Consider the following 25655-nt stretch of genomic DNA (forward strand, 5'->3'; position numbering starts at 1 on the left):
CTTCATATATAAGCGATTAATGCTCAAAAATAACTTCTTCCTTGACAATTTGGGGCGCGATGGCTTATTTCGCGCCTTGTTAGCACTCTATGTTACCGAGTGCTAACGAGGCCTGGGTTGGACCGGCCGAAGCTTCGCGAGGTGTCCCCTTCGAGAGCAGGGACCCATCATCATTTTAGAGGAAGCAGACCATGAATTTTCGTCCCCTGCATGACCGTGTGGTCGTCAAGCGTCTTGAAGGTCAGGAAAAGACCAAGGGCGGGATCATCATTCCCGACAACGCGAAAGAGAAACCCCAGGAAGGCGAAATCATCGCCGTTGGTCCTGGCGGCCGCGATGAGACCGGCAAAATCACTCCCCTCGATGTCAAGGCCGGCGACAAGGTGCTGTTCGGCAAATGGTCCGGCACCGAAGTCAAGATCGACGGCCAAGACCTCCTCATCATGAAGGAGAGCGACATCATGGGTGTCATCGCCTAAGGCGAGCCTTCTCTCCGACCGACACTAGAAACCTTTTCAGGAGTTTGAAAAAATGGCAGCCAAAGACGTACGTTTTTCGTCCGATGCGCGTGATCGCATGTTGCGCGGCGTGGACATTCTCGCCAATGCGGTGCGTGTGACCCTCGGTCCCAAGGGCCGTAACGTAGTCATCGAGAAGTCATATGGTGCACCGCGCATCACCAAGGACGGCGTGACTGTCGCCAAGGAAATCGAACTTGCCGACAAGTTCGAGAACCTCGGCGCCCAGCTTGTCCGTGAAGTCGCTTCCAAGCAGAACGACGTTGCCGGTGACGGCACGACCACGGCGACGATCCTCGCCGCCTCCATCGTCCGCGAAGGTGCCAAGGCAGTGGCCGCCGGCCTCAACCCGATGGATCTGAAGCGCGGTGTTGACCTCGCGGTCGAAGCCGTCGTCGCCGATCTCAAGGCCAATTCCAAGAAGGTCACGTCGAACGACGAGATCGCCCAAGTCGGCACGATTTCAGCCAATGGCGACGTATCTGTCGGCACGATGATCTCGACCGCCATGCAAAAGGTCGGCAACGAGGGCGTGATCACGGTCGAAGAGGCGAAGAGCCTCGACACCGAGCTCGATGTCGTCGAGGGCATGCAGTTCGACCGCGGCTATCTCTCGCCCTACTTCATCACCAATCCCGACAAGATGGTGGCGGAACTCGAGGAGCCCTACATCCTCGTGCATGAGAAGAAGCTTTCGTCGCTCCAGGCCATGCTGCCTGTGCTCGAAGCCGTCGTTCAAACCGGCAAGCCGCTCGTGATCATCGCCGAGGACGTCGAAGGCGAAGCACTCGCGACCCTCGTCGTCAACAAGCTGCGCGGTGGCCTCAAGGTCGCGGCCGTCAAGGCGCCGGGCTTCGGCGATCGCCGCAAGGCCATGCTCGAAGACATCGCCATCCTGACGGCTGGTCAGCTGATCTCCGAGGATCTCGGCATCAAGCTCGAAAACGTGACCCTGCAGATGCTCGGCCGCGCCAAGCGGATTCGCATCGACAAGGAGAATACGACGATCATCGACGGCGCCGGCGCCAAGGCTGAGATCGAGGCCCGTATCGGCCAGATCAAGAACCTGATCGCCGAGACCACCTCCGATTACGATCGCGAAAAGGCGCAGGAACGTCTCGCCAAGCTCGCGGGCGGCGTCGCGGTCATTCGCGTCGGCGGCGCGACCGAAGTCGAAGTGAAGGAAAAGAAGGATCGCGTGGACGACGCTCTCAATGCGACGCGCGCGGCGGTCGAAGAAGGTGTGTCTCCCGGCGGTGGCGTCGCGCTTCTGCGCGCCATCAAGGCGCTCGATAACCTCAAGGTTGCCAATCCCGATCAAAAGACCGGTATCGACATCGTCCGCAAGGCGATCCAGACCCCGGCCCGACAGATCGTCGACAATTCCGGCGGCGATGGCGCCGTGGTCGTCGGCAAGCTCATTGAGAACCCGTCTTATTCCTTTGGTTATGACGCGCAGACCGGGGAATATGGGGACATGGTGAAACTCGGCATCATCGACCCGACCAAGGTCGTCCGGACGGCTCTGCAAGATGCCGCTTCGGTCGCCGGTCTTTTGATCACCACCGAAGCAACCATCACGGAAGCGCCGAAGAAGGATGCCCCTGCGATGCCGATGGGCGGTGGCGGCATGGGCGGCATGGGCGGCATGGACTTCTAAATCCACGTCTGCTGGAAAGCTCCGCCTTTCCGATAAAGAAACCGCTCCGCGCGCAGTCACCTGCGCGCGGAGTTCGTTTAAGGGCCGTCTCTGGTATTCTACAACCGTAGGCTTGAGCAGCGCCTCGCATTGCCGGATGAATTTCAACTTTTATTGAAGAGAATTGTTCTGTCTTGACGCGCCCGGTTCGCGCCAATCTTTTGGACCAAGGCAAACTGTCATCAAAGGCATCAACATTTTAATCGGCGCCTGAGGTTTTTTTGCAACCGCCCTTGCACATTTTCGGTCTAAGCTTCCGCACCTGTTTTTAAAGGGCTCCGGGGGGAGAAGCGGAAAGTGCAGCAATCGTCGAAATCGTCAAAGATTCGAAAAACTACGACGCGCGCGGATCTTCTGGAGGCTGTCTATAGTTCGAGTCCCGTTCTCTCTCGCGCACAGGCACGCGAAATTTTTGAAATCGCGCTTGAAGAAATTTCAGATGCTTTGGTTCGCGGCGAAAGCGTCAAACTCCGTTCATTCGGTCTTTTCGCGGTCCGTAGCAAACGCGAGCGAATCGGGCGCAATCCACGCACAGGCGTTGAAGTGCCGATCACGCCGAGACGCGTGCTGACGTTCAAACCTTCTCCGGTTTTAACCGCGAGCATCAATGGGACAGCCCTGCCGCAAGAGGCGGAAGCCGACGCGGAATAAAGATTTGGACATAGGACCCAAAACTGGGGACCGGTACTGATCCCCGCTGTTGCCGGGATCCGGTTTTGAATGAGCACGTCGGGCAGGCTCGATTTGATCGGATAATCCGATGCTCACGCAAGGTGGCGAGCGGCGGCTCCTGCCCCGTTTGAGCCATTCCAGAGCTTAGGCTTGCCCATTTTGCACCTAAACTTGCGTATTTTTAAGAAATCAGCGCTTGACCCTGCAAGCCTTGAATGTGACGCATTTTCCGTGCGGTTGGTCAGCTCGAAATCGCCAAAACCGGCCAAGATGAAGCGGCCACCGAAGCTCGGCTGTCCCTTGGATAGATTTTCTCGGGACAGGATGACCTGGGCGATTGCTTGGGACGCGATGGCTTGGGGATATAAACGCGCTCCGCAATCGAACTGCCGCTTCCGTTTAAATGCAGTGATCGGGTCTTTATGAAATTCCTCGCCCTCGCCGTCGCTCTTTTTTCCGTCGCCGCCGCGATCATCGCCCAAAAGACCGGCGAACCGCTGGTCACCTTCATGGCCGCCGTCGGCTTCATTTGCGCCGTCACGACCTATCGCGCCCATGCGATTTCGAGTTTTTTGAAAATCTTCGCGGCGATTTTCGCAACCGAGACGATCGTTTTCGGGAGCGCCTTTCTCCTCGCGAAGTTGGACCTCTGGCCGCAAGGATATGAGGATTACCTGCCGCCGGAAAGCATGCCGGTGACCGTCGCCATTTTTGCGATCCTGGTTTATCTGCTGTCCTTCATCCCGGTCGTCCGCGCGATGACGAAAATAGCCGACCGCTATTTCAACACGGATGAGAAAAACCCGGCGCGCATCTGGCCTCTGCCGTCTTTCACGGGACGCGAGCGGCATATAGCGACCAGCATGGTCGTTCTTCTGGTGCTGATCAACCAGGCGCAGGTCGGTATCGACGTGCGCCTGTCGTTTTTCTCACGCGATTGGTTCAATGCGATCCAGAACAAGGACGAAGCAACTTTCTGGTATCAGCTCTTCACGGTTTTTTGCCCCTGGGCTTTTTGTTACATCGCATCGGCCGTCGTCGAACTGGTCGTCCAATCGACCCTCGTCATCCGCTGGCGGCGCTGGCTTACGGATTATTATGTCACCCGCTGGCTCGCGGGACATACGCATTACCGCATGTCACTCACGGGCGCCGGCGCCGATAATCCAGATCAACGTATCTCCGAGGATATAGCGCGCTTCATCGATGGCGGACAGGTCGGCTCCGGCATCTATTCCTTTGCGATCCTTTTGATCGCCAAACTGACATCGCTCGTCTCCTTCGCCATTCTTTTGTGGGATCTGTCGGCAAATTTCACGCTTCCCTACACGGCCATCGCGGTCCCTGGTTTTCTCTTCTGGGTCGCCTTGATCTATGCGGGCGTCGGCACTTTGTTCACGCATCTGATCGGACGGCCTCTCGTCGCCCTATCCTTCGTGCGGCAGCGCTATGAAGCCGATTTCCGCTTTCAGCTCGCACGGCTGCGCGAATATGCCGAGCAGGTTGCGCTTCTTTCCGGCGAAAATGCCGAACAAAAATCCCTGTTGAAATCCTTTTCGTTCATCGTCCGAAATTATTTCGACATCATCGGCTGCCGCAAACGACTGATCTCTTTTACGGCTTCCTACGGCCAGCTCAGCCCGTTCATTCCCTATATCGTGGCGGCGCCATTCTATTTCGCCGGCAAGATCACCCTCGGCATCATGACGCAGACGGCGCGCGCCTTTGGAAGCGTCAACGACGCGCTGACATTCTTCGTGACCTATTATGTGTCGCTCGCGGAATTCAAATCGGTCCTCGATCGTCTGACCTCCTTCGATGCCGCGCTCGAACGCGCCCATGCCTATGGCACGGGCCTGCGCAAGGTTCCCGAGGCTTCGAGCGAGGAAAAAAATCTCGATTTAGCCGCTTTCACTTTGGAGCTGCCGGACGGTCGCGTGATCGTTCAAAGCAGCGATCTGCAATTTGCCGCGAACGAACCCGTGCTTCTTACCGGGCCGTCCGGCTCCGGCAAATCCACACTGTTTCGCGCAATCTCTGGCATCTGGCCCTTCGGCGAGGGTACGATCACCCTGCCTGCCAATGTCCGCGTGATGCTCCTGCCGCAAAAACCCTATATTCCAAACGGCAGCCTTAAGGCGGCGGTCACTTATCCATCGCAACCGGATGATTTTCACGACGAGGCCATCCGCGAGGTTCTGACCGCGGCTCAGCTCGATCACTTCATCGACAGAATCCACGACGAGGATCGGTGGTCGCAATGCCTGTCGGGCGGCGAACAGCAGCGCGTCTCTCTCGCCCGCGCCTTACTCGCAAAGCCGGATTGGCTGTTTCTGGACGAAGCGACAGCCGCCATGGAAGAAACCATGGAAGCCAAGGTCTATGAGATCATCGCCGAGCGCTTACCCAATACGACCGTGGTTTCGATCGGCCATCGCACCAGCCTCGTGCGGTTCCACAAGCGCTATCTCGACATGCACCCGGCGGGCACCACCGGGCTCTTCACGCCGTCCGAGCATGTCGTGAAGGCGGCGGAATAATTTTTAAGGCTGGGGAGCCGACCCCTTCAACGGCGCCAGCGGCGCCGGGGTTCGATGGCGGACCGGCGGGAGCGATTTGAGATAGGTCGCAATCGCCAAGGCGTCGTCTTGGGTCAGGTCTTTAAATTGCGTCCGCCATGGCATGGCGGGCAACAGGACGCGGCCCAGAGGGGTCTCGCCGCTCTTCAAGGCCTTGACAATATCCTCGGCACTCCAATCGCCGATACCCGTCTCCTCGTCGGGTGTGATATTCGGCGGATAGAATCGGCCGATATCGGTCACTGGCAGCGCGCGGTCACCGCCGGTCAAGCGTTTGTCCGCGATGATCTCGCCCTCCGAGTCCCTCGGCGAATGGCAGCCGGCACAGCCGGTGATCTGGACGAGATAGGCGCCTCTCTGCTCGAGCTCCTGCGTATCGGCGCGCGCCGCCGCCGCCGCCGCGGGCAACGCCATAAGAAACGCAATCACGCCAACCCGCTGCAAGCAAGACATTGCCATAAGCCCCTCCAATCAAACCAAAGTCATGCGTCATCGCGGCACCCGCTTCAACGCACGATCTCGTTTAAAAGGTCGGGGATTTTTTGGAATGATACTTTGATTTCGCGCATGGCCGTTCCAAAAAGCCTTCAACTTTTCAGATCATACATAAAGCCATTTCGCTTCTGATAGATCAGAAGCGAGGCTCCATGATTTTGTTTGACGCGTTTTCTTCACACCCACCGGTACCGACTTCGCTCGAAAACGCTTTATCGCGGCAGACTCGCGAGAAGCGCGCGCAGCGTTTCGATCGTCGATTGATCGGCAATACCATCGACAAGCGCCGGCCGGAAATGGCGCTGGAAGGCCCGCACGACATTTTCGGTTTTGGGCCCATAAAGATTGGAAACGCGCAGGCCGTAGCCATACATGGAGAGCAGCGCCTGCAGCTTCTCGACTTCGACCCCATGCATGCCGCGCTCAAGGCGGGGGCCCTCTTCGATCGGATGTGGCTTGACATAATGGCCGACGCCGCTCGCGGCGAGCAAATCCCATGGAAAATATTCGCCGGGATCGGCCTTGCGGTCGGGTGCGACGTCCGAATGGGCGAGAATGCGCGCCGCCGGAATCTGATGGCGCGCCGCGACGTCCTTGCAGAGTGCAATCACCGCCTCGATCTGCGCTTGCGGAAATGCGGGCGCGCCGCCGTCATGGCCGAGATTGACGATCTCGATTCCGATCGAGGCCGAATTCATGTCGCGTTCGCCGGCCCAGATCGATTGGCCGGCGTGCCAGGCCCGCCGCAATTCCGGCACAAGCTGAATCACCTGCCCGTCTTCCGCGATCACATAATGCGCGGAAACCTGGGATGCCGGATCGCAGAGCCATTGCAGCGCGGCCTCGCCCGAAGCCATGCCCGTGTAATGCAAAATGACGGCATCGACCCGGCCGCTTTTGCGGTCCCCATGGTTCGGCGACGGGCGGACATCGCCGACAAGCAGACTATTCGCGGAAAAACTCATCAATAGCCGTAATAGCGCACGCAGAAAGGATTGCCGGCCGGATCATAGCCCCAACGCGCGCAGGCCGGCCCGGGCGGAGGAGGCGGCGGATAATAACCCGGCGGGGGCGGAGGGGGAGGAGCTGGCCGCGTATTGGCGCCGATGATTCCGCCGGTCGCGGCACCCAGTGCCGAGCCGGCGAGAACGGCACCGACGCCGCCGCCGGTCGCGGCGCCAAGCGCCGCGCCTGTCCCCGCGCCGATGGCAGCACCACTGACCGCGCGTTGCTCCGGCGTATAGCCGCATGCGGCCACAGCCAGCGCGGCGGTGAAAACCCCTATTGAAGCCAGCACTTTTCGCATGGAAGAACCCTGTTGTTTCCGCAGCTCCCCAGAGGCCCAAACCGACCGATAAGGTCAAGACAAGATCAGGTGGCGCCGCATCTTTGCGTCAATTCGCGGCATTTTCGACATATCACCTTAACGCTTGATGATTGACCCGCGGGTGCATCCCTCCTATGCCGCTTGATGCCAGCCGGCCGGATGGCCGTCGCTTCTCTTGAAGCGGAGGAAAGTCCGGGCTCCATGGAGACACGGTGCCGGATAACGTCCGGCGGGGGTGACCCTAGGGAAAGCGCCACAGAAAACAAACCGCCGGCGGTTCTCCGCCGGTAAGGGTGAAACGGTGCGGTAAGAGCGCACCGCGCGGATGGTAACATCAGCGGCACGGCAAGCCCCACCGGGAGCAAAACCGAATAGGGGCGACATAAGGGCTTTTCGGAAGAGAACGCGCCTTGGGTCCGTCTCCGGATCGTCGCCCGGGTTGGTTGCTTGAGGCGGCCGGTAACGGCCGTCCCAGAGGAATGGCCATCACGCTTGCGGTACCGCCGCAAGCCATACAGAACCCGGCTTACAGGCCGGCTGGCGCAATTTAAAATATCGGCCGTCACCGCCGACGCTTGATCTCGCCTAAAAGGCTCAGACCAAGCGCCCTGCCGCATGGGCGAGCATCGTATAGACTTTGCCCGTTTCCGACGCGAGATAGGATCGCGTGACCGTATCGTCGCGGTCGTCGCGATTCACATCCGACAAAAGCCGTTCGAATTCCTTCACGTAGCGATCAACGGTTTTATGGAATTCCGTATCGGTACGGTAGCGGCGGCGGATTTCATCAAATGTCTGCTGGCCGCGCGCGGTATAGAGATGCGGCGAAAACGCGTCGGGCTCGCCTCTCCGATAGCGGTCCCAGGCGTCGGCCGCGGCATCCGCATCGATCATCCGGGTAATGTCGAGAGAGATGGTTTCGAGCTCGACGCTGGCCGGCGGCGCATGACGCGCCGGTCCGCGCGGAATGCCGGCGCGATTGTCCTCCACACGCGCTGGCGCTGACGCCGGCTCGTCGCGCGAGGCACGGGCGAGAAGATCAGACAACCATCCGCCACCGCGATCAGCAGGAGCGGCCTGCGGACGCGCCGCAGCAGCGGGCGGCAACACCGGCACACGTTGCGGCGGCGGGTCGCGGCGCGGTGCGGGCGCTTCGGGAAGCGGCAGAGGTGCCGGTGCGCGCGTCGCGGCCTCCGGCTTTCTGAACCCGGTCGAAGACCGCTCGGAAAGAACCGGTGCGGCCGACTGTTCGGCGACATCGAAGGAGCGGCCGGATCTCGTCACGATCTCGGTCAATTCGTTCAGAGCCCGGACCTGATCGAAGACGATGCGGCGCATGGCGGCGGCCTGCTCCGCCGTCTCCTGCGGAAGATCCGTCACGCTGCGGCGAACTTCGTCGCGCGTCGCATCGAGCTCTTCCTGAATGGTGCGGGCCATGCCGCGCATTTCGGAAGCCGCGGCCTGGAAACGGTCCGTCGCCTGCCGCATGATCGTGTTCAATTCGGTGTTGGCCTGCTCATAGGCTCCCCGCAAAGCCGAAGCCGTGCGCTCGCGCTCTTTACCGGTATTGGTGCGGATCTCGCCGAACTGCTGCTCGATCAGACCAGCCGTCGCCTGCGTGGCTTCGGTCAGGAAAGTCCCGATCTCCCTCGCCCGAGTCTCCGCCTGCTGAAAGGATTCGTCCACCAGAGCGCCGAAGGACTGCATGACGTTTTCGAAATCCTCGCTCTTCGCATTGACCTGCGACAGCAGGTTTTCGAGCGCGGTGCGGCGTTCGTCGAGCATCTGGTCGAGTTCGCGCTGCGAACGAGCGAGCTCGCCGGCCGAGTAGCTTAAGGATTGCTGATGCCGCGCGATCGTCTCGGCAAGCGCCTGCGCATCGTTCATCGTCTTGTCGGCGGTCATGTTCAAATGGCCGACATCGGTCGAGACGCGGCTGAAGGCGCTTTGGAAATCCTGCAGCCGCTCAGACAAGGTCCGCTCGATCGCGATGAAATTAGCGCTGGTATCGCCGATCATCCGTTGCAGCGATTGGCCGCTGAGATGGAGCTTGTCGATGAGATCGACCAGCTCAGTGCGAAGCCTGTTGCCGGTTTCGGCCAAGGTGCCGACGGAGGCGCCGGCGCCATTCACGAGCGCATCGCGCAATTGTGCCGAGGATTGATCGATCGCCGCCGTGAGTTCTGTCTGTTTCTGGCCGAGATGCTGGAGGATCGCGCTGCCGCGGTTTTCCAGGGTGTGCGTGACGATTTCACCGACGCTGGTCATTTCCCTGGCGATTTCGCCGCCACGCGCGGTCAGGATTTCGACAAGCCCGGTGCCTTTCGTGTCGAACAGCGTATGCAGGGCACCCGTATGACCGGCCAGCAATTCGTGCAATTGGCGGCCGCGTTCGCCAAGCGACCCATCGAGCTCCACCAGGCGGTTGGCGAGCGCCGTCGCGATCTCGTTGACGCGGCCCGTTAATACGCTGCCGATTTCGCTCGTCCGGCCGGCCAGAGTCGAGTCGAGATCGAGGATCGCCTGAGCAAGCGCGTTCCTGACCTCCTCGGTACGGCCAGACAGCAATTGACCCAGTTCGCCGGTCTCGCGATCGAGAACGGCGCGCATATTGGCCGCATGATCGCCGAGAGTTTGATTGAGTTCGGTTGCCCGCGCGACGAGACTGTCGGCGACGGCATGGCCGCGGGCGTCGAGTTCGCCCGAGACCGTATCGAGCCTGCTGACGACCCGGTCTTCGAAGAGCGAAATACGATTGTCGAGCGTATCGGCGATCTCGATCGCCCGGTCGCCCAGCACCTGGTTCACCTCGTCGGCCTTGTCGGACAATGTCGCCGTCAGAGCCGTCGAGCGGCTGGTGAGAATGGCTCCGATTTCCGCCGCCTTCATATCGAGGGCTTGGGTCACGTCCCGGCCGCCGTCGCCCAGAACTTTGGCGATTTCGATCGCACGGCTTGCCAAAGCCTCGTTGAGCGCGCGGGCGCGCGTCTCGAGTCCGGTGTCGATCCGCGCCACCAAAGTCTCGAGGAGCTGAGCGATTTCTTGAGTCTTGGCCGAAGTCTTGTCGTCGAAGGCGTCGATCTGCGTCGTGAACACATGCGCGGTTTCTTCGGCGCGCTCGCCGAGCTTCGTGTTCAGCGCATCGCCATGCACGGTCAGCACATTTTCGATCGCTTCGAGCCGGTCGGCGAGCGTCGCCGTAAAGCGCTCGGCATGGGCGCCGAAATCGTTGACGGCGCCGGCGCCCTGCACGGTGAACATTTCCTCCGCGCGGCCGAAAAGGTCGGACAGATTGGCCGTGAGCTGTTCCGTATAGGCGTCGAGATTGGCGAGGACGCCGTTCCCCTGCGCACCGAACAATTCTTGGACCCGGCTGAAATGGTCGGTCAGAGTCGCCGCGAGTTGCTCGGTGTGGGCGTCGAGTGCCTGCGTAACCGAACCGCTCTGGGAACCGAACAATTGGTCAATACGGTCGAAATAATGCGACAGCGTCGACGAGAGACCTCGCGCGTGCACATCGAGATTGTCGGCGACCGCGTTACCCGTTGCCTTGAACACGTCGTCCATATGCTGCGAATGATCGGTCAGCGTCGAGGTCAGCCGGTCGGTGTGAGTATCAAGTCCGGAAATCAAGGCGCGCTGCCGCTCGTCGAAGAGACCTTCGACGCGCGCAAACGCCTCCGACAGCGCCGACATGAACCGCTCGCTGTGGGAATCGATACGCTCGACAACCGAACCGCCCTGGCCGCCGAATATCTCTTCAGCCCGAACAAACAAGGTGGTCAGGGACGACGTCAAATATTCCGTATGGGCATCGAGATTTTCAGCCAGCGCATTGCCGCCATTGACGAAGGTTTCTTGGAACCCTGTGAGGCGGTCGGCCAGATGTTCGTTGATTCTGTCGCTATGCATCGCGAGTGCGCTGATCGCCTCGTGCGCGACCTCGCCGAACCTCTCGTTGAGGTCGCGGGTCTGATAGGCGATCGCTTCGATTGCCTGCCCGGCGCTCGTCTCGAATGTTTCCTGCATCGCGCCGGCGTGGCTTGCCAGAGCGGCCGCGGTCTCTTCGGCGACGGTGGAGAATCTCTGGTGCAATGCTTCGCCATGCTGCACGAATTGCGTCTGCAAATCGTTCAGCTTGTCATTGAGGTCGCGGGTTTGGAAGCTGATGGCCTCGATCGCCTGTCCGGCGCTCGTCTCGAATGTTTCCTGCATCGCGCCGGCATGGCTGGCGAGCGCGGCAGCCGTCTCTTCGGCGACGGCGGCAAATCTTTGCTGCAAGCCTTCGCCATGCAGCTCGAACTGCGATTGCAGATGCGCATGGCTTTCATCGATGAGCGCCGAAAGGCTGGCGGCGGATGTGTCGAACATCTCGCGCGCGGCGGCGGTGCGCTCTTCGAACGTGCCGGCGATCTGGGTGCCCACCTCCGACAAATTGGCATGCAGGTTCGGGCCGTGAACCGTCACGATTTCATGCAGCCTTTCGCCGACTTCGGCGAGCTGTGCCGTCAGGCTTTCGCCGCGCGAAGAGATCGTATCGGCAATATGCGCGCCGGTTTCATCCAGCCGTTGCGCCACCTCATTGCCGCGCATGCTGAGATCGGTTGCCAGCACATCGCTGGTCTGCGCCAGACTGGCGGCAACTTCGTTGCCAGTATGGGCCAGCCGGTTGAGAATATCCTCGCCGCGCGCCGACAATTGCTCGGCAAGCTCAGTGCCGGACCGGCTCATGGCGATGCGGATTTCCTCGCCTTTGGCGCCGAGGGAAGCCATCACGCGGCCGCCGGCGTCGCCAACGCTTTCCGCGAGCTTCGCCGAAGCCGTGTCGAGTTCCCGCGAAAACGACTCGTGTGCGCCCGAAATCGCGTTGCGCACCCGGTCGGCATTCACAAGAAGCGATTCACGCTCGGAGGACAATTCATCGATCAACGCCCGAATGCGGCGTTCATTATCGCCATAAGAGCGTTCCATATTGGACACTTCGGAACGCACGAGCGTTTCGAGTTCGCCGGCACGCGCCAGCGCGCGCTCGATGCCGTCGCCCATGGAGGCGACCTCACGGCGGATCGCTTGCGACAAAGTCACCATTTGCTCGGTCGCCGACCCTTCGGGTTCGGCCAGGCGCAAAGCAACTTCCGTCATGGAGCGCGCGGTCTGACGCATTTCCTGCGCCCGTCTCGCCATGGTTGCCGTGACGAAGAAGAAGATCACCGGTCCGACGATAGCGAGAAGATAAAGCGCCATTTGCGAACGCGGAACATCCGCGCTTTCGCCGAAGAAACTCGCCCAATTCGTCCAGGCGTAGACACCCCACAGGCCGATCCAGAGGGCCGAGAGGACAGCCGCGACAATGGTCGGCGTGCGGCTTGGCCGGACCTGAAGCGCACGCAGGATCTGGCCGACCGAATGGCGATCGTCATTCGCCGGCATCGCAGAGGGTACGACGCCGCCGACCGGCGCATGCGGTTCGGCTCCGGCCGGCGGCGTAACTGGAGAGGATACGGGCACAGCCGTGCCGAAGGCAGGCGCCTTTTCGATCTCCGGCAGGCGCGGCGTATTTTTGGCGCCTGCGGAAGCCTCGTCGGAAGCACTCAAGACCGGCGGCTTGACCGGCGGCGCGGCGGATTTGCCCGGATTTTTGGCGATGACCTTATCCGGGACCCATTTGCGCAATTCGGACGTGTTCTTGTCAGCCGTTTCGACCGGATTGACCGCGGACTCGGCCTCTCCAGGCGGCCCAACGAGGTTCAAAGCCTCCTCGATCGCCGACAAAGCCGCGGCGGCAGGATCTTGAGCTTTGCCGGGATTGGCCATTCGATGCCCCTTTTTATAAAGGTCCAGCGCTTCCGACGTCGCGGCGCTCCGCAATCTGTCGGTCTCTGTTAACCACGCGCCACTCTACCGCGCAGAACAAGGGATTAAAACTAGCCGCGTCGTTTCTTTCCAAACGTCGTTAACCGAACCGTTACCATAAGTGGACAGAGCCCTTTCCCGCCTCTTTAAAATGGCACACCACAGCAGGAGCACGCAGGCGAAGCCTAGAGCGGGATGAAAATACGCGCGACACTTTTCCTCATCCCGCTCTAATTTACGACAATCGATCACGTTTATGGTTTTGGATAAACCTGATCTAGGCCCGAGCTCCAGCTTGCCAAGTTCGGGAAACTCCATCCGTCACAATGGGTTGAGCATGGAAAATCAGGCAATGCAAATGCCAGCGCTCGATCTCGGCCATCTCGAGGCTCAAACCCTAGGCGACGAGGCCTTGGAGCGGCAGCTCTTGGCCTTGTTTCGCGTGCAAGCCAGGCAAATCCTGTTCGAGCTTCAAAACGGTACTTTTAAATCGCCCAAGGTCGGTGCCGATTTCGCGCATCTGCTCAAGGGCTCCGCTCTTGCGATCGGCGCCACCCGCGTCGCCGCCATGGCCGGCGCTTACGAAAATCTCGCCGCATCCCCACATGATGCTGGCCCGGCATCTGTCGTTCTCGACGCTCTGGCAAAGGCCGTCGCGGACGTGCTCGCCGCGATCGACCGGCGCATCGGTCCCTGAGCCAAAAAGGCGCGACAGCAAAGATGCTGTTCTTCGCTGGCGCTCTTCAGTAAAGAAGGCGCCTGATCGGCGCCAACGCGCCTTTCTCAAAACAAACCGCGCTTTTTCTCCGCGAAATGCCGCATCGAGAGGTCATACCCCTCCATGGTCAAAATCACTTACATTGATTCTTATGGTGAATCTCGATCCGTCGAGGCCGAGGAAGGCACGACGGTCATGGAAAATGCCATCCGCAATTCGATCCCCGAGATCGTCGCCGAATGCGGCGGGGGCTGCGCTTGCGCGACCTGCCACGTCTATGTCGACGAGGCTTGGTATCCGCTGACGGGCCAGCCTTCGACGAAGGAAGAGGACATGCTCGATTTCGCTTATAAGGTCCAGCCGAATTCCCGCCTGTCGTGCCAGATCAAGGTCACGCCGGAGCTCGATGGCCTCGTCGTGACCACACCCAGCCGGCAGGGCTGAAACTTGCATCGTTAAAGCATGATCCCAAAAAGTTGCAGACTCTCTGGATAAGATCATGCCTCGAAACAAAAGCTAAAGAAGCCGGACGCGCCGGCATGTTTGGAGATCGCGTGATGGCAGAGAGCATTCAAACCGACGTCGTCATTGTCGGGGCCGGGCCGGTCGGGCTTTTCGCCGTGTTCGAATTGGGACTCCTCGATGTCAGATGCCATTTGATCGATATTCTGCCGAAGCCCGGCGGCCAATGCGCCGAGCTCTATCCGGAAAAGCCCATCTACGACATTCCCGGCCATCCGAATGTGAGCGGCCAGGGCCTCGTCGATAATCTCATGAAGCAGATCGAGCCTTTCCGGCCGACCCTTCATTATGGCGAGATGGTCGAGGCGCTCGAGGTTCTCGGCACGCCGGAGGCGCCGTCTTTTCGGGTGCGCACCGACAATGGCCAGAGCTTCGAATGCAAGACTGTGATCGTCGCGGCAGGCGGCGGCTGTTTCCAGCCCAAGAAGCCGCCGATCGACGGCATCGAAGCCTATGAAGGCAAATCGGTCTTCTATGCCGTGCGCAAGATGGAAGATTTCCGCGATAAACATGTCGTGATCGTCGGCGGCGGCGATTCCGCCCTCGACTGGACCTTGAACCTGCATCCGCTGGCCAAACGCATCACGCTCGTCCATCGCCGCGACGACTTCCGCGCCGCGCCGCATTCGGTCAATGCGATGCGCGAGCTTGTCGCCGCCGGGAAAATGGATTTGAAGATCGGCCAGATCGAGGCTTTGACCGGAGCCGACGGAGTTTTGTCGGGCGCGACCTTGCTCGGCGCGGACAAAACCAAAACCGAAATCGCCTGCGAGCGGCTGATCCCCTTTTTCGGCCTCACCATGAAGCTCGGACCGATCGGCGAGTGGGGCTTGAACCTCAACGAGAACCTGATCCCCGTCGACACGGAAAAATTCGAGACCAATGTGCCGGGCATTTTTGCGATCGGCGACATCAATACCTATCCTGGAAAGTTGAAGCTCATTTTGTGCGGCTTCCACGAGGGCGCGCTCGCCGCGCAAAGAATCCATCGCTACGTCTATCCGGATAAGAAGCTCACCTTCCAATACACGACGTCATCGTCGAGTCTGCAGAAGAAGCTCGGGGTGAATTAGAGCTTTATGGAAAATGATCGCGAAGTTTGATGTGTTGACAATCGCAACACATCAAACCATATTCGTGGAATGAAGGAGCAGCCGTCACTCGCCGAGGTCAATATTCATCTGCGCGCCCGCGCGCAGGATAAGGAACTCATTGACCAAGCGGCAGAGCTAGTCGGCGCGAATCGCTCGCAATTCATGCTGGCCTCTGCTCTGAAAGAAGCCAAAAACATTCTTCTCGATCAATCGACCATTCATGCCGATGCCAAAGCCTTTCAAAAGGTGATGGATTGGATGGATAGCCCAGCGACTCCCGCCGAAGCCGCCGGCATGAAGCGCATCCTTAAATCCAAAGCGCCTTGGCGACGTGACTGAGAGGTCACCTCTCTTCGACCCTCCTGTTCTTTTGACGGAAGCTCACGACAGTTCGGCTTTCGACTCCGGCGAACCTGCGCTCGACGACTGGCTGCGCCGGCGCGCATGGAACAATCTGCAAATCGCAGCGAGCCGGACTTACGTCGCCTGCCCTATCGGCTCGCCTAAAATCGCCGGCTATTTTGCCCTGAGCATGGGACAAATCCTCGCGCAGGACGCAACAGGCTCAATGCGGCGAAATATGCCAAACCATATACCGGCAGTCATACTCGGGCGGCTTGCCATCGACCGAACCTGGCAAGGCCAAGGATTAGGCCGCGCCCTTCTCGCTGATGCCGTCCGGCGTTCCCTACATGCTTCGCACGAAATTTCGGCGCGGCTCGTCATCGTTCACGCGATCTCCGCAGCGGCTGAAGCCTTCTATCTTCATCACGGTTTCACGCGCCTGCCGGTCGAGATCCCAACGCTGGCGCTCGATCTCATCAAGCTTCAGAAGCTCGGCAAATTATCCTAGGCCGCGATCGCGCACGCCGCAGCGCGCGCGATCATGAGTCTGGACCTCGTTACGCGCCTTCGACCTCAAGCGCGAAATCGATATTGCCGCGCGTCGCATGGCTATAGGGGCAAACTTTCTCGTGCGTCTCTTCCACCAAGGGGCGTGCTTCGTCCGCGGACAGCTTCGGCACTTTCACATGCATCTTGACGGCGATGCCGAAACCGCCGCCCTCGCGCGGACCGACCGAAGTCTCGCAGGTGACGACCGTGCCCGACACGTCTTTCTTGTGCTGATGCGCCACGAACTCCAGAGCGCCACCGAAGCAGGCCGCATAGCCGGCCGCGAAAAGATGCTCCGGCGTCGTCGTGTTCGGCAGGCCAGGACCGCCCATTTCCTTGCGGACGGAGAGATCGACCGAGACCGAATGGTCGGTCGTCTCGGAATGGCCGTTGCGTCCGCCGGTGTTGGTCGCCGTCGCCGTCACAAGCGGTTTGATCGTATAAGCAGCCATCTTCGCCTCCTCAAAAATGATAATGCTAGAATCATGACCTCATCGACCGATCCCTCATCCTGAGGAGCCCGCGAAGCGGGCGTCTCGAAGGACGAGGGATCGGTATCGTTTGCGTGGCTAAAACCCTCGTCCTTCGAGACGGGTCCTTTGGACCCTCCTCAGGATGAGGGTTTTTAACCTGCCTGCTATGACTCAGGCCCTTGTATTGTTCCCGACCGTCTACGCCGGCCTCGTGACATCACATAGGGCGGCCTCGGCGATCTGCCTTCAAACCTTTTTGTCCATCGAAAATAAAAATGGCGCGACATCGCGAACGCCCGGTGCGCGCGTGGTTGCAAAAGGCACGGGCCGGCAGACCGCCATGGCGGAAAGCCCCACCCGCGTCGTCAGGAGCCCGTTCAAAACGCCTTCGCCGAGCCGCGCCGAGACTTTCGCGGCAAGGCCGTGGCCAACCACCTGCTGCAACAGGCTGTCGCCCGCCGCCATGCCGCCGGTGATCGTGAGATGCGCGCCGACCGAGCGCGCGAGCTTCAGAAAACCCAGAAGCCCCGGCCGCCCGCCATAGATCTCGGCGATGCGCCGCATGAGGCGGATCGCTTGCGCAGCGACGAAAAGCACGTCGATGATGGCGCGCGGTGCGATCGTCGTGACGACCGAGACGCGCTTGGCGGCCTGCGCGATCTCGCGCTGCGCTTCACGGTCGAGCGGTTCGATCAAAGTGCGCTCCGCAATGTCGATCAGGTCGCGGCCATCGACAATGTCCTGGCTGAGTTCGGCGAGATGCGCGCGGGCCAGTGCGCTTTCCGGCCGCGTGGAATAAAGCGCCACAAGTTCCTTGATGAGCTTGCGGGCTTTGACCGTATCATCGGCTGTTCGTGCCTCGGCAAAGGCGATGTGCAATTCGGCGATGCGGCGTTGCCGCGCAATGCCGAAGAATTCGCGTCCGGCCATCACCAGAAGCGCGATCACGGCCAATGCCGCAAGGACCACCCCGATCACGCCAAAGGTCAGCGAGCGGGCGAAGAGATCATCGACGAGTTTCGTCAGCCAGAGGCCGATGGCGAGCGATGCGAGTCCGCCGACAGCCGACCAGAACAGACCGCCCCAGGAGAAAAGCGAGCGCGCGACGACGCCGCGCTTTTGCGCGACTTCGACCGCCTGCTCCTGCGGATCGGCCGAGGCCATCGCGGCCAAGGCCTCGGCCTCGTAAGGATCGGGCGTCAGCTCGATGATGGGTGCGTCCGGTGATTTCGCTGCCTCTGCCTCATCGAGACGGAACGCACGCGGTTTGCGATCGGCACTCATCGGCGCATGGTCAATTTGGGGTGAACCATCTGCTCCCTCTCATCCCTTTACCGCATGATCTCAATCCAAAAAGTCTGCAACTTTTTGGGATCATGCTCTACAACCTGTCTCCGATCAGAAATTGCAAGGCGCGATCGAGCCTTATATGCGGCAAAGGCAAGGGCGCACCCGTGCTGTCGCGAACGGCTACCGGCGGCCGGAACCGCACGAAACGATAGTCCAATTCTTCCGGCGTCAAAACATGTCCGCTGTCGCGAAAGACGGCTTTCGGATCGGCCGGCAATTCGCCCGGAAAGATCGCCGCCTCCGCGCGGCCGTCAAAAATCTCAGTGCCGATCTTCTCACCCGCCATGGGCGTGCCGATGACGGCATCGAGCCCTTTTTCGCCGCGGCCGCCGACGCGGCCCTCGCGCGTCGCCCGCACAGACGCGAGCGCGATCACGTCGATCGCCGCGCCGACGTCTTCCGCCCGCATGATCGCGCGCGCCGTCAGATGGCGCAAAATGGCCTCCAACCGGTCATGGCTTTCATGATGCAGATGATCGGCCTTTGTCGCAGCGAACAGGATCTTGTCGATATGCGGCCTGAACAATGTCGACAAAAACGAACGCCGGCCGGTGCGGAAAGCCATCAGCACTTCCGTCATCGCGGTTTCGAGATCGCGCACCGCCGCCGGCCCGGCGTTGAGCGCGGCCAGCGCATCGACAAGCACGATCTGCCGGTCGAGCCGCGCGAAATGATCGCGGAAGAAGGGCCGCACCACATGCGCCTTATAGGATTCATAGCGGCGCTCCATCATGGCCGCGAAAGACCCCGGCTCATAGGTCACGCCCTCTTCCACCGCGAGCGGCGCGAAAGTCAGAGCGGGCGAACCCTCGAGATCGCCCGGCATCAAAAACCGGCCGGGCGGCAAGGTCGAAAATCCGAAATCCTCCGTCCGGCAAGCCCGCAGATAGGCGGTGAAAAGATCGGCGGCGCGGCGGGCCTTGTCTTCATCGGCGGCCGTGCCTGGCGCTTCGGCCAGCGTAAAATGCCGCCAAGCATCTGAAATTTTTTGCCGCGCGGGCGAAGCAGCCGTCTCCAAAGTTTCGCGCGACCATTGCGCGAATGACTTGCCGAGCAGCGGCAGATCGAGCAGCCATTCGCCTGGATAATCGACGATGTCGATCGTCAAGCTCCGCGGCGTCCCGCGAGACCGCACCCTTTCGAAATCGAGCCGCAGCCGCAATTCGGAAATCCGCCTTGTCGATTCCGGCCAATGGCGCGCATCGGCATCCCCACCAGGCCCCGTCAAAGCCGCCAGATGATCCTCGAAGGCAAAGCGCGGCACTTGATCGTCTGGCTGCGGTTCGAGATGGCCGCCCGTCAGCCTGCCTTCGGCAAGGACGCGAAACACCGGCAAGGGATTTTTTTTGTCCCGCAGGGTGGGGCTCGCGGCCCGAACGAGATGATGGATCAGGGCCGTCAGAAAAACCGTCTTGCCCGAGCGCGACAGGCCGGTGACGCCGAGACGCAAGCTGGGGCCGCCGACATAATCGGCGAGGCTTTGCGCCGCGATCTGCGCTTCGAATAAAAGATCGGAAAGAAAAGGCAAGCTTGGGACTCGAGAGGGAACGGATGAGAGGCTTGGACAAGAATGTAATCACTTATCGATGAAAAATCATGGCTGCATGGCGGGTCCCGCCGCTTGACGGGCCTTTTCGTCATGCAGGCGGTCAGCCAAGGCCGCAATGCCCGCATCGATGAGCCGTGCCTGCACTGAAAGCGGCCCGATCTCGACACTTGCCATATTCCGCATGACCCGGGCGAGATTTGGCGTCGGCGATCCATCTTCGGCAAAAAGCCTCAGATCGTCATTGATCCCGGTCACGACGCCGTCGATCGCATGGTGCGCATAGGCCGCGATGCGCGGGCCGTCGTCGGTGCAGGAGACTATCGGCGAAGCGAGGGGCTTGCCAAAGCCGAGCGCCGTATATTCGACCGGGTTCAGTTTGATATCGCGCTCGCCCATGCCGACGGCGATTTCGGGCGCCGGCATCATGGCCGGCATATGGCTGCGCACGATCGAATGGCGCAGTACCGCCTTCGTCCGCGCAGGCCGCTGTGGCGCCGAGGCAAGCCGGAGGCTACGGCCGGCCGCATGCCCATGCAGACGCTCCTGAGGAACGCGCAGATGCTCGTGGCGAACATGCAGGCTCTCCTTTTGAGGCAGAGCCGGAGCGAAATCATGCACGGAGAGCTCGCTCAAGGAGGGAATCACCATCGCCGTGCTCGCGAGCTTCACGCGCGTCTTGGCCGGTAGAGCGAGCACCTTCGCCGGCGCGGGGAGTTTCGTCGGCATGGCAGTTTGAAGGCTGCATTGCGCGGGCGCCCAGCGCGCGATGATCGACAGAGCCGAATGACGCTTCAAATCGACATAATAATGGCGCAACAGCAAGGCTGCGACCGCAGACCCTTCCAGCGCGGAAGCAAAGGCGACATGGCCTTCGCCGTCCGATGCTATCTCGCCATTCCAGCCGGCCTTCTTGATGCACCAATAATTATTGAGCTTGACGCATCGCGGCAGAGCGCCGCTTTCCTTGCCGATCAGGAGATGCGCGGCTGGAAGCGGCGCAAGAGCCACATTCCAAACGGCTTCCATGCGCCAATTGGAAACCGCCCGCTCGATCGGGCGAAAGCTCGGCGGTTCAGGTTTTGCGATAGCCAGAGAATAGAGCCGCATCGGCCAAGCCGGCGGGACCGGCGCCTTTTCAGCCGCGTGAAACGCGCTCATCGCGAGCGACAGATAAAGTCCGAGAAACTCCGGCAGCATAAGTCATACCTATGCGCCAATTCGGCTTTTTCAGCCGGTCACCCGAAACTCGCCCGGACCGAAAGGTTAACCGGACAGCAGAGTCTTTGTCACGAAACGGTCCAGGACGCCCTGCCCGGCCGCGATCTCGGCCCAGCTATCGATCGCAAAGTCGATGACGGCCAAAGCCGGCGCCGGAAAATGCGCGCGCATCTCAGCGAGCATGCCGGGATCGCCCTGGCCCGAGAGTGCGATCGCACTTTCGGCAATGCCGGGATTATGACCGACGACGAGGATGAGCTTGTGGTCGGAGGTCACTTGCGCGACCAGCATCTTGATCGTGGTCGAGGTCGCATTATAGAGCGCCGGATCGAACGTGACTTTCAAATCCTGGCCGATCTCCTCGGCGACGATCTCATAGGTCTCTTTCGCGCGCAGCGCCGGTGAGACAAGGGAAAGATCGGGCACGAGCCCCATGTCGCGGCAATATTTACCCATGCGAGTCGCCATCTTGCGACCTGCCTTCGTCAGCGACCTTTCCTTGTCGCCGCCTTGAGCATGCGGATGGGCCTCGGAATGGCGCAGGAGAGCAAGGCGAAGCATGAGATCAAACTAGCAGGACAAGAGCATGGAAGCGTGCGCGATCTCATCAAAACGCCAAGCGCCGCCAGCGGTCAATGGTCGCTGCGCAGTTGCGAGACAAAAACAAGAAAGCGGGCATCGAAATGCCCGCTTTCTATTCTTTCGATATGTTTAACGGTATCGGACCCCAAAGCGCAAGACGGTCTTGGGATAGTCGGAACGTTCGCCGCCCTAACCTCGCCGTCTGGCGAAACCGAAGATCAACGAGATCAAAAGCAGGACTATCGCGACCCAGAACAGGAGGCGTGCGCCTTCCATCGCGGTGCCCGCGACACCGCCGAATCCGAGTACGCCCGCGACAAGGGCGACGATCAGAAAGACAAGCGCCCAGTGCAAGAGATTTCCGAAATTCATAGCCACTCCTCGAAACCTGGATATTCCGTGGCATAACAGCCTTAGCCATGCGCGGTTCCAAAAGCGGCAGCTTTATTTGAAATAAAAGCTCAAGCTGCGGATGTCGCCACGCGCTTTTCGCCGACCGGCAGAAGCACGGCATAAAAGGCCGGCAGAGCGAGAAGATAGGCACCAGCCGCGACGAAGAGCACGGACGAGAGACCGAAGGCCGTCGCAACCAAGGGGACGGCGGCGGCGCCGACCACCGAAAAACATCCGTTGATGCCCCAGGCCCATAAGAACATATGGTCCTTGCCGAGCCGCGCCAACGTGTCCATGGCCGTCGGCATGGGAAAGCCCATTAGAAAAGCCGGCGGTGCGATGAGGCCGAAGCATAAGAGAAGCCGCAGCCCATAGGGATATTGGCCGATCCAATCGAGTGGAAAGTGCAGCCATAGTCCATAGGCGATGAGGAAAGCCGCTATGCCTATAAAAATCCTCGGCATGAAAATCTTCGAGCGGTCGAGATAGCGCTCCGAGGCGAGGCTGCCGAGCCCGGAGAAAATCAACATGCCCGTGATCATCACGGAGGCCGAGACCGTCGCATTGCTCAAGGCCAAAACGAATTCGGCGATGAGGCCGACTTCGACCATGATATAGCCCGCGCCAAGACAGGCGAAATAAAGGATCGTGCGCAATTTGCCGGGATAGCGCGAAAAGATCGTGCGCCAGCCGAAGATGACAGGGATCAGCACCAAGGTCGAAGCCAGCGCGACGGCGACCAAGAGCGTCGCCCATAAAAGCAGATAGCCCCATTCGTCCTGCACGAGTTCGAGCCGGTCGAGAATTTTCGGCAGATCGAACGGCTTGATATAGGCGGCGAAATAAGGCCGGTTATTGGTCAGCGGGCGCGCGTCGAACACATATTGACTGGCGATCTCCGGCCAGCCGCCATGGATCAGATAATGCCAGGTCAGACGGCCCATCAGCGTTGAGGGCAGAACCGATGATTCAGGAGCCGCCGCTTCGATCTCGGGCTCGGCCCCAGGCTGGATATCGACCGTGCCGGGCGCTGTGTCGGCCTCGAAGAACACCTGGTTCTTATAGCCGTCGAGAACCGATCGCGTCTGCGCCGGGTCGAAGACGAAGCCCGGATAATAGATTTCGTCAAACGACATGGCGCGCGTATGAGCGCGCAATTTGGCGATCTCTTCATCGGTGAAACCGCCCTTCTTATAAAGTACGGTCGCTGTCGAGAGATAGCTTGAGACGACGAAGAAATCCTGGGCGATGTCGGGCTCGCCATTCTGCTTGGCTGCTTCCGCCATGGTCGCATAAAGCTTGATGATCGATTTCGGCGGCTCTTCCTTGTTCCAGAGCGTGACCGAGAGAATGCCGCCCGGCGCGAGAGCCCGCATATAGTTCTGCATTGATTCCCGCGCGTAGGAAAATTTCTCGACGACGGAGAAACCGCCGGGGCTCGACAGGCCGGCAGAATCGGCAAGGCTCAGATCGATGACATCGAAACGCCGCGGCGTATGGGCGAGAAAGAGCCGTCCGTCATAATCGACGACATCGAGCCGCGGATTGGCGAGAATGTCGCCTGTAAAAGCCTTCAGCGTGGGATCGTTACGAAACGCCGCGAGCACCGCGGGATTGCCTTCTGCAACCGTGACATGTCTCGACCGGTCGAGCGCGATCGAGGTCGAAAGGCCGCCGCCGAATTGCACGACGAAAGTCTGCGGCTGATCCTTCACCACATAGGGATAGATCATCGGCAAGAAGCGATAATAATCCGTTTGATCCTTAGGCAGATCGCGGATGATGCCCGACGGCCCCTCGCCGTCGATATAAAGGCCTAAATAGGCATTGGCCGGCATGTCCTTCAGATTGAAGGCGGCATTGTCCGAAAGGCCCGGCGCGAAATGAAGATAGGAACTTCCATAGACTTCGAGATAGCCGAAGGGCGTGTCGCGTTCATAGACGCGCTGCGAATCCGGGAATTTCCGCGCATAGGCGACGCCCTTATAATCGGAGACCGCGAGTTTCGCGACGTTGAGCCAGAGCGGCACGGTGAAATGCGCAGCCAAGGTCAGCGCCGCGACAACGCCCAATAAAACCGTCACCTGCTTTTTGGCATAGGCAAAAAAGAAGGCGAGGCTGCCGAGCAGCCAAAGGATCAGCGGCGCGACGATCAGGTCCTGCGGCGCGAAGACATACATGGCAAGCAGGAAGATCAGGCCGCCGAAGCCGGCGCCCGCGAGATCGGCGAAATAGACGCGATTGAAGGTCTTCGCCTGCTGCAGAAAAACCGTTCCGAGAAAAGTGGCGCCTGCGAGAAAGGGCAGAAGATAGAGAAGGAAATTGGCGAGCAGCCGCCATTTCTGCGCCGGGTCGGACACCAGAAAAATCGCGTTGAACGGAACCTGCTGGGCCAAAAGATTGGAGGCAACCGCAAGCGGCCCGAATAAAAGCAGCGAGGCCGTAATGACTCCCAGTGCGTGGCGCTCGAACCAATTTTTTGCCACGCACATGATGGCGCTCGTCAGGCCGAAGCCGAGCATGGCGAGGCTGACGACGAAAGAGCCGAAATGCGCCCAGGAACCGATCGCAAAGATCCGCATGATGCAGATCTGCAGCGCGATCACCGCGCCGGCGACGAGGCCGACGGCAATGTAGAGAGGCGCATTCGTCCGGGCTTGTGCGGTCACTTGTTATGCGTGCCAGAAATCGCGTCGCCTTCAAGCTTGGTGAAAGGCACGAAGGGCACGACGCGGCCATTGTAAATGTCCGAGCGCGCGACATTGATGGTGCCGTCAGCCGCCTGTTCCTTGACGATCTTCAAAAGCCGCTGAGCACCGGGCGGACCGACGGGGATCACCATGATGCCGCCCGGCTTCAATTGCTGCAGCAAAGGCGGCGGCACGTGATCGATGCCGCAGGTTACGATGATCTTGTCGAAAGGCGCGTTTTCTTCCCAGCCATAATATCCGTCGGCATTCTTGCTGGTGATCGACTTATATTCGGTATAGCCGCGCCCGATCAGCGCGTCATAGACGCCGCGCGTGCGCTCGGCGAGCGGCTTGATGATCTCGATCGTCCAGACCTTGTCGGTGAGATTGGCGAGATAGGCCGATTGATAGCCGGAGCCTGTGCCGATCTCCAAAACCTTGTCGCCCATCTTGACGTCGATCGTGCTCGTCATGCGCGCGACGACATGCGGGCCGGAGATCGTGACACCATAGCCGATATCGAGAAAGGCGTGGTCATAGGCGCGGCCCAAGTTCTGCTTGAGAACAAAGTCCTCGCGCGGCACGAGCAGAAAGGCGCGATCGTCGCGCTTGTCCCAAACGTCTTTATTGGCGACGAGGACACGGTAGCGGTCGAAACGCTCGCCAAGATATTTCGGATCCTCGCCGCGGTTCTTCACGCCCCAGGCAATGAAGGCCTCTCGATTGTCCATCGGCGGCGTGAGATCCCAATTATAGGGGACGGGCACATCGGCGAAAGCGCGCGCGGCAAAGCCGGCTTCGGCCAAAACGGCGGCTGACGAGATCAGAAAATGGCGCCGATTCAAAAGCCCCTCCAATGGGTGCCGGTGCAAATGACTGAAACTAGCTAGACTCAGGGATGCTAAACGGCAATGGGCATACCCCCGTATGGGCCTGCAGTCCACGACTTACCGCCCTGTCATGGCCAAAGAGGCAGCAGCTTCACGCCGGAGCAGCCTTTTTCCACAGAAGTGCCCTGCTCCAAATTTG

General features: G+C 60.1%; 21 protein-coding genes and 1 other RNA gene. 10 read left to right on the plus strand and 12 right to left on the minus strand.

What is annotated here, in order from left to right:
- Nucleotides 1–191: 191 nt before the first annotated feature.
- From groES to A3OQ_RS0118600, 4 genes are all read left to right on the plus strand, one after another.
- Nucleotides 192–479, plus strand: a complete 288-nt coding sequence (groES, locus tag A3OQ_RS0118585; protein ID WP_020176943.1) for a co-chaperone GroES — start codon at nt 192–194, stop codon at nt 477–479.
- 52 nt (nt 480–531) lie between these two features.
- The gene (gene groL, locus A3OQ_RS0118590; protein ID WP_020176944.1) at nt 532–2178 is read left to right on the plus strand and encodes a chaperonin GroEL; all 1647 of its coding nucleotides are present in this window, start codon (nt 532–534) and stop codon (nt 2176–2178) included.
- Between the two features lie 336 nt (nt 2179–2514).
- Nucleotides 2515–2868 carry an integration host factor subunit alpha gene (locus A3OQ_RS0118595; RefSeq protein WP_020176945.1) on the plus strand — a complete coding sequence of 118 codons (354 nt, stop codon included), beginning with the start codon at nt 2515–2517 and terminating at the stop codon, nt 2866–2868.
- 443 nt (nt 2869–3311) lie between these two features.
- Complete coding sequence (locus A3OQ_RS0118600) at nt 3312–5429, plus strand: ABC transporter ATP-binding protein/permease (RefSeq protein WP_020176946.1); 2118 nt, start codon at nt 3312–3314, stop codon at nt 5427–5429.
- 3 nt (nt 5430–5432) lie between these two features.
- Here A3OQ_RS0118600 and A3OQ_RS23005 read toward each other — a convergent pair whose 3' ends face one another.
- The 3 genes from A3OQ_RS23005 to A3OQ_RS0118615 all read right to left on the minus strand — a co-directional run bounded on the left by A3OQ_RS23005 (nt 5433) and on the right by A3OQ_RS0118615 (nt 7269).
- Nucleotides 5433–5927, minus strand: a complete 495-nt coding sequence (locus tag A3OQ_RS23005; protein ID WP_020176947.1) for a c-type cytochrome — start codon at nt 5925–5927, stop codon at nt 5433–5435.
- 248 nt (nt 5928–6175) lie between these two features.
- Nucleotides 6176–6928: a peptidoglycan recognition protein family protein gene (locus A3OQ_RS0118610; protein WP_020176948.1), complete on the minus strand. Its 753-nt coding sequence runs from the start codon at nt 6926–6928 to the stop codon at nt 6176–6178.
- Nucleotides 6928–7269, minus strand: coding sequence for a hypothetical protein (locus A3OQ_RS0118615; RefSeq protein WP_020176949.1), 342 nt, complete (start codon nt 7267–7269; stop codon nt 6928–6930). Before A3OQ_RS0118615 ends, A3OQ_RS0118610 begins: the two co-directional genes overlap by 1 nt.
- 168 nt (nt 7270–7437) lie before the next feature.
- On the opposite strand from A3OQ_RS0118615, the gene rnpB reads away from it, so the two are divergent.
- Nucleotides 7438–7835: RNase P RNA component class A (rnpB, locus tag A3OQ_RS23845), an RNA gene on the plus strand.
- A gap of 49 nt (nt 7836–7884) precedes the next feature.
- On the opposite strand, the gene A3OQ_RS0118620 is transcribed toward rnpB, so the two are convergent.
- On the minus strand, nt 7885–13104 hold the full coding sequence (locus A3OQ_RS0118620) for an apolipoprotein A-IV repeat region-like domain-containing protein (protein ID WP_020176950.1): 5220 nt from the start codon (nt 13102–13104) through the stop codon (nt 7885–7887).
- A 391-nt stretch (nt 13105–13495) separates the two neighbouring features.
- Here A3OQ_RS0118620 and A3OQ_RS0118625 point away from each other — a divergent pair, with 391 nt between their 5' ends.
- The 5 genes from A3OQ_RS0118625 to A3OQ_RS0118645 all read left to right on the plus strand — a co-directional run bounded on the left by A3OQ_RS0118625 (nt 13496) and on the right by A3OQ_RS0118645 (nt 16330).
- Nucleotides 13496–13840, plus strand: coding sequence for an Hpt domain-containing protein (locus A3OQ_RS0118625; RefSeq protein WP_244427187.1), 345 nt, complete (start codon nt 13496–13498; stop codon nt 13838–13840).
- A gap of 144 nt (nt 13841–13984) precedes the next feature.
- On the plus strand, nt 13985–14305 hold the full coding sequence (locus A3OQ_RS0118630) for a 2Fe-2S iron-sulfur cluster-binding protein (RefSeq protein WP_020176952.1): 321 nt from the start codon (nt 13985–13987) through the stop codon (nt 14303–14305).
- A gap of 113 nt (nt 14306–14418) precedes the next feature.
- Nucleotides 14419–15456 carry an NAD(P)/FAD-dependent oxidoreductase gene (locus tag A3OQ_RS0118635; RefSeq protein WP_026596008.1) on the plus strand — a complete coding sequence of 346 codons (1038 nt, stop codon included), beginning with the start codon at nt 14419–14421 and terminating at the stop codon, nt 15454–15456.
- Nucleotides 15457–15525: 69 nt separating this feature from the next.
- Complete coding sequence (locus tag A3OQ_RS0118640) at nt 15526–15816, plus strand: type II toxin-antitoxin system TacA family antitoxin (protein ID WP_020176954.1); 291 nt, start codon at nt 15526–15528, stop codon at nt 15814–15816.
- The gene (locus tag A3OQ_RS0118645) at nt 15809–16330 is read left to right on the plus strand and encodes a GNAT family N-acetyltransferase (protein ID WP_026596009.1); all 522 of its coding nucleotides are present in this window, start codon (nt 15809–15811) and stop codon (nt 16328–16330) included. The genes A3OQ_RS0118640 and A3OQ_RS0118645 overlap by 8 nt, the downstream gene beginning before the upstream one ends.
- Nucleotides 16331–16379: 49 nt before the next feature.
- Here A3OQ_RS0118645 and A3OQ_RS0118650 read toward each other — a convergent pair whose 3' ends face one another.
- The 8 genes from A3OQ_RS0118650 to A3OQ_RS0118685 form a co-directional block, all read right to left on the minus strand.
- Nucleotides 16380–16823, minus strand: coding sequence for an organic hydroperoxide resistance protein (locus A3OQ_RS0118650; RefSeq protein WP_020176956.1), 444 nt, complete (start codon nt 16821–16823; stop codon nt 16380–16382).
- Nucleotides 16824–17090: 267 nt separating this feature from the next.
- On the minus strand, nt 17091–18128 hold the full coding sequence (locus A3OQ_RS0118655) for a YcjF family protein (protein WP_020176957.1): 1038 nt from the start codon (nt 18126–18128) through the stop codon (nt 17091–17093).
- A gap of 97 nt (nt 18129–18225) precedes the next feature.
- Nucleotides 18226–19722, minus strand: a complete 1497-nt coding sequence (locus A3OQ_RS0118660) for a YcjX family GTP-binding protein (RefSeq protein WP_020176958.1) — start codon at nt 19720–19722, stop codon at nt 18226–18228.
- 66 nt (nt 19723–19788) lie between these two features.
- Nucleotides 19789–20940, minus strand: a complete 1152-nt coding sequence (locus tag A3OQ_RS23010) for a hypothetical protein (protein WP_020176959.1) — start codon at nt 20938–20940, stop codon at nt 19789–19791.
- A 66-nt stretch (nt 20941–21006) separates the two neighbouring features.
- Nucleotides 21007–21522 carry a SixA phosphatase family protein gene (locus A3OQ_RS0118670; protein WP_020176960.1) on the minus strand — a complete coding sequence of 172 codons (516 nt, stop codon included), beginning with the start codon at nt 21520–21522 and terminating at the stop codon, nt 21007–21009.
- A gap of 210 nt (nt 21523–21732) precedes the next feature.
- On the minus strand, nt 21733–21915 hold the full coding sequence (locus A3OQ_RS0118675) for a DUF1328 domain-containing protein (RefSeq protein WP_020176962.1): 183 nt from the start codon (nt 21913–21915) through the stop codon (nt 21733–21735).
- Nucleotides 21916–22004: 89 nt separating this feature from the next.
- Nucleotides 22005–24605, minus strand: coding sequence for a hypothetical protein (locus A3OQ_RS0118680; protein WP_020176963.1), 2601 nt, complete (start codon nt 24603–24605; stop codon nt 22005–22007).
- Nucleotides 24602–25471 (minus strand): protein-L-isoaspartate O-methyltransferase family protein, encoded by an 870-nt coding sequence (locus A3OQ_RS0118685; protein ID WP_020176964.1) that lies wholly within the window; start codon nt 25469–25471, stop codon nt 24602–24604. Before A3OQ_RS0118685 ends, A3OQ_RS0118680 begins: the two co-directional genes overlap by 4 nt.
- Nucleotides 25472–25655: the final 184 nt, after the last annotated feature.

Source organism: Methyloferula stellata AR4 (genome assembly GCF_000385335.1).
Lineage (GTDB): Bacteria > Pseudomonadota > Alphaproteobacteria > Rhizobiales > Beijerinckiaceae > Methyloferula > Methyloferula stellata.

Excerpts from the sequence above, each read along its gene's own strand:
- groES (WP_020176943.1), top strand. The coding sequence starts at position 192 with ATGAATTTTCGTCCCCTGCATGACCGTGTGGTCGTCAAGCGTCTTGAA.
- groL (WP_020176944.1), top strand. The coding sequence starts at position 532 with ATGGCAGCCAAAGACGTACGTTTTTCGTCCGATGCGCGTGATCGCATG.
- A3OQ_RS0118600 (WP_020176946.1), top strand. The coding sequence starts at position 3,312 with ATGAAATTCCTCGCCCTCGCCGTCGCTCTTTTTTCCGTCGCCGCCGCG.
- A3OQ_RS23005 (WP_020176947.1), bottom strand. The coding sequence starts at position 5,927 with ATGGCAATGTCTTGCTTGCAGCGGGTTGGCGTGATTGCGTTTCTTATG.
- A3OQ_RS0118610 (WP_020176948.1), bottom strand. The coding sequence starts at position 6,928 with ATGAGTTTTTCCGCGAATAGTCTGCTTGTCGGCGATGTCCGCCCGTCG.
- A3OQ_RS0118615 (WP_020176949.1), bottom strand. The coding sequence starts at position 7,269 with ATGCGAAAAGTGCTGGCTTCAATAGGGGTTTTCACCGCCGCGCTGGCT.
- A3OQ_RS0118620 (WP_020176950.1), bottom strand. The coding sequence starts at position 13,104 with ATGGCCAATCCCGGCAAAGCTCAAGATCCTGCCGCCGCGGCTTTGTCG.
- A3OQ_RS0118625 (WP_244427187.1), top strand. The coding sequence starts at position 13,496 with ATGCAAATGCCAGCGCTCGATCTCGGCCATCTCGAGGCTCAAACCCTA.
- A3OQ_RS0118630 (WP_020176952.1), top strand. The coding sequence starts at position 13,985 with ATGGTCAAAATCACTTACATTGATTCTTATGGTGAATCTCGATCCGTC.
- A3OQ_RS0118635 (WP_026596008.1), top strand. The coding sequence starts at position 14,419 with ATGGCAGAGAGCATTCAAACCGACGTCGTCATTGTCGGGGCCGGGCCG.
- A3OQ_RS0118640 (WP_020176954.1), top strand. The coding sequence starts at position 15,526 with ATGAAGGAGCAGCCGTCACTCGCCGAGGTCAATATTCATCTGCGCGCC.
- A3OQ_RS0118650 (WP_020176956.1), bottom strand. The coding sequence starts at position 16,823 with ATGGCTGCTTATACGATCAAACCGCTTGTGACGGCGACGGCGACCAAC.
- A3OQ_RS0118655 (WP_020176957.1), bottom strand. The coding sequence starts at position 18,128 with ATGAGTGCCGATCGCAAACCGCGTGCGTTCCGTCTCGATGAGGCAGAG.
- A3OQ_RS23010 (WP_020176959.1), bottom strand. The coding sequence starts at position 20,940 with ATGCTGCCGGAGTTTCTCGGACTTTATCTGTCGCTCGCGATGAGCGCG.
- A3OQ_RS0118670 (WP_020176960.1), bottom strand. The coding sequence starts at position 21,522 with ATGCTTCGCCTTGCTCTCCTGCGCCATTCCGAGGCCCATCCGCATGCT.
- A3OQ_RS0118675 (WP_020176962.1), bottom strand. The coding sequence starts at position 21,915 with ATGAATTTCGGAAATCTCTTGCACTGGGCGCTTGTCTTTCTGATCGTC.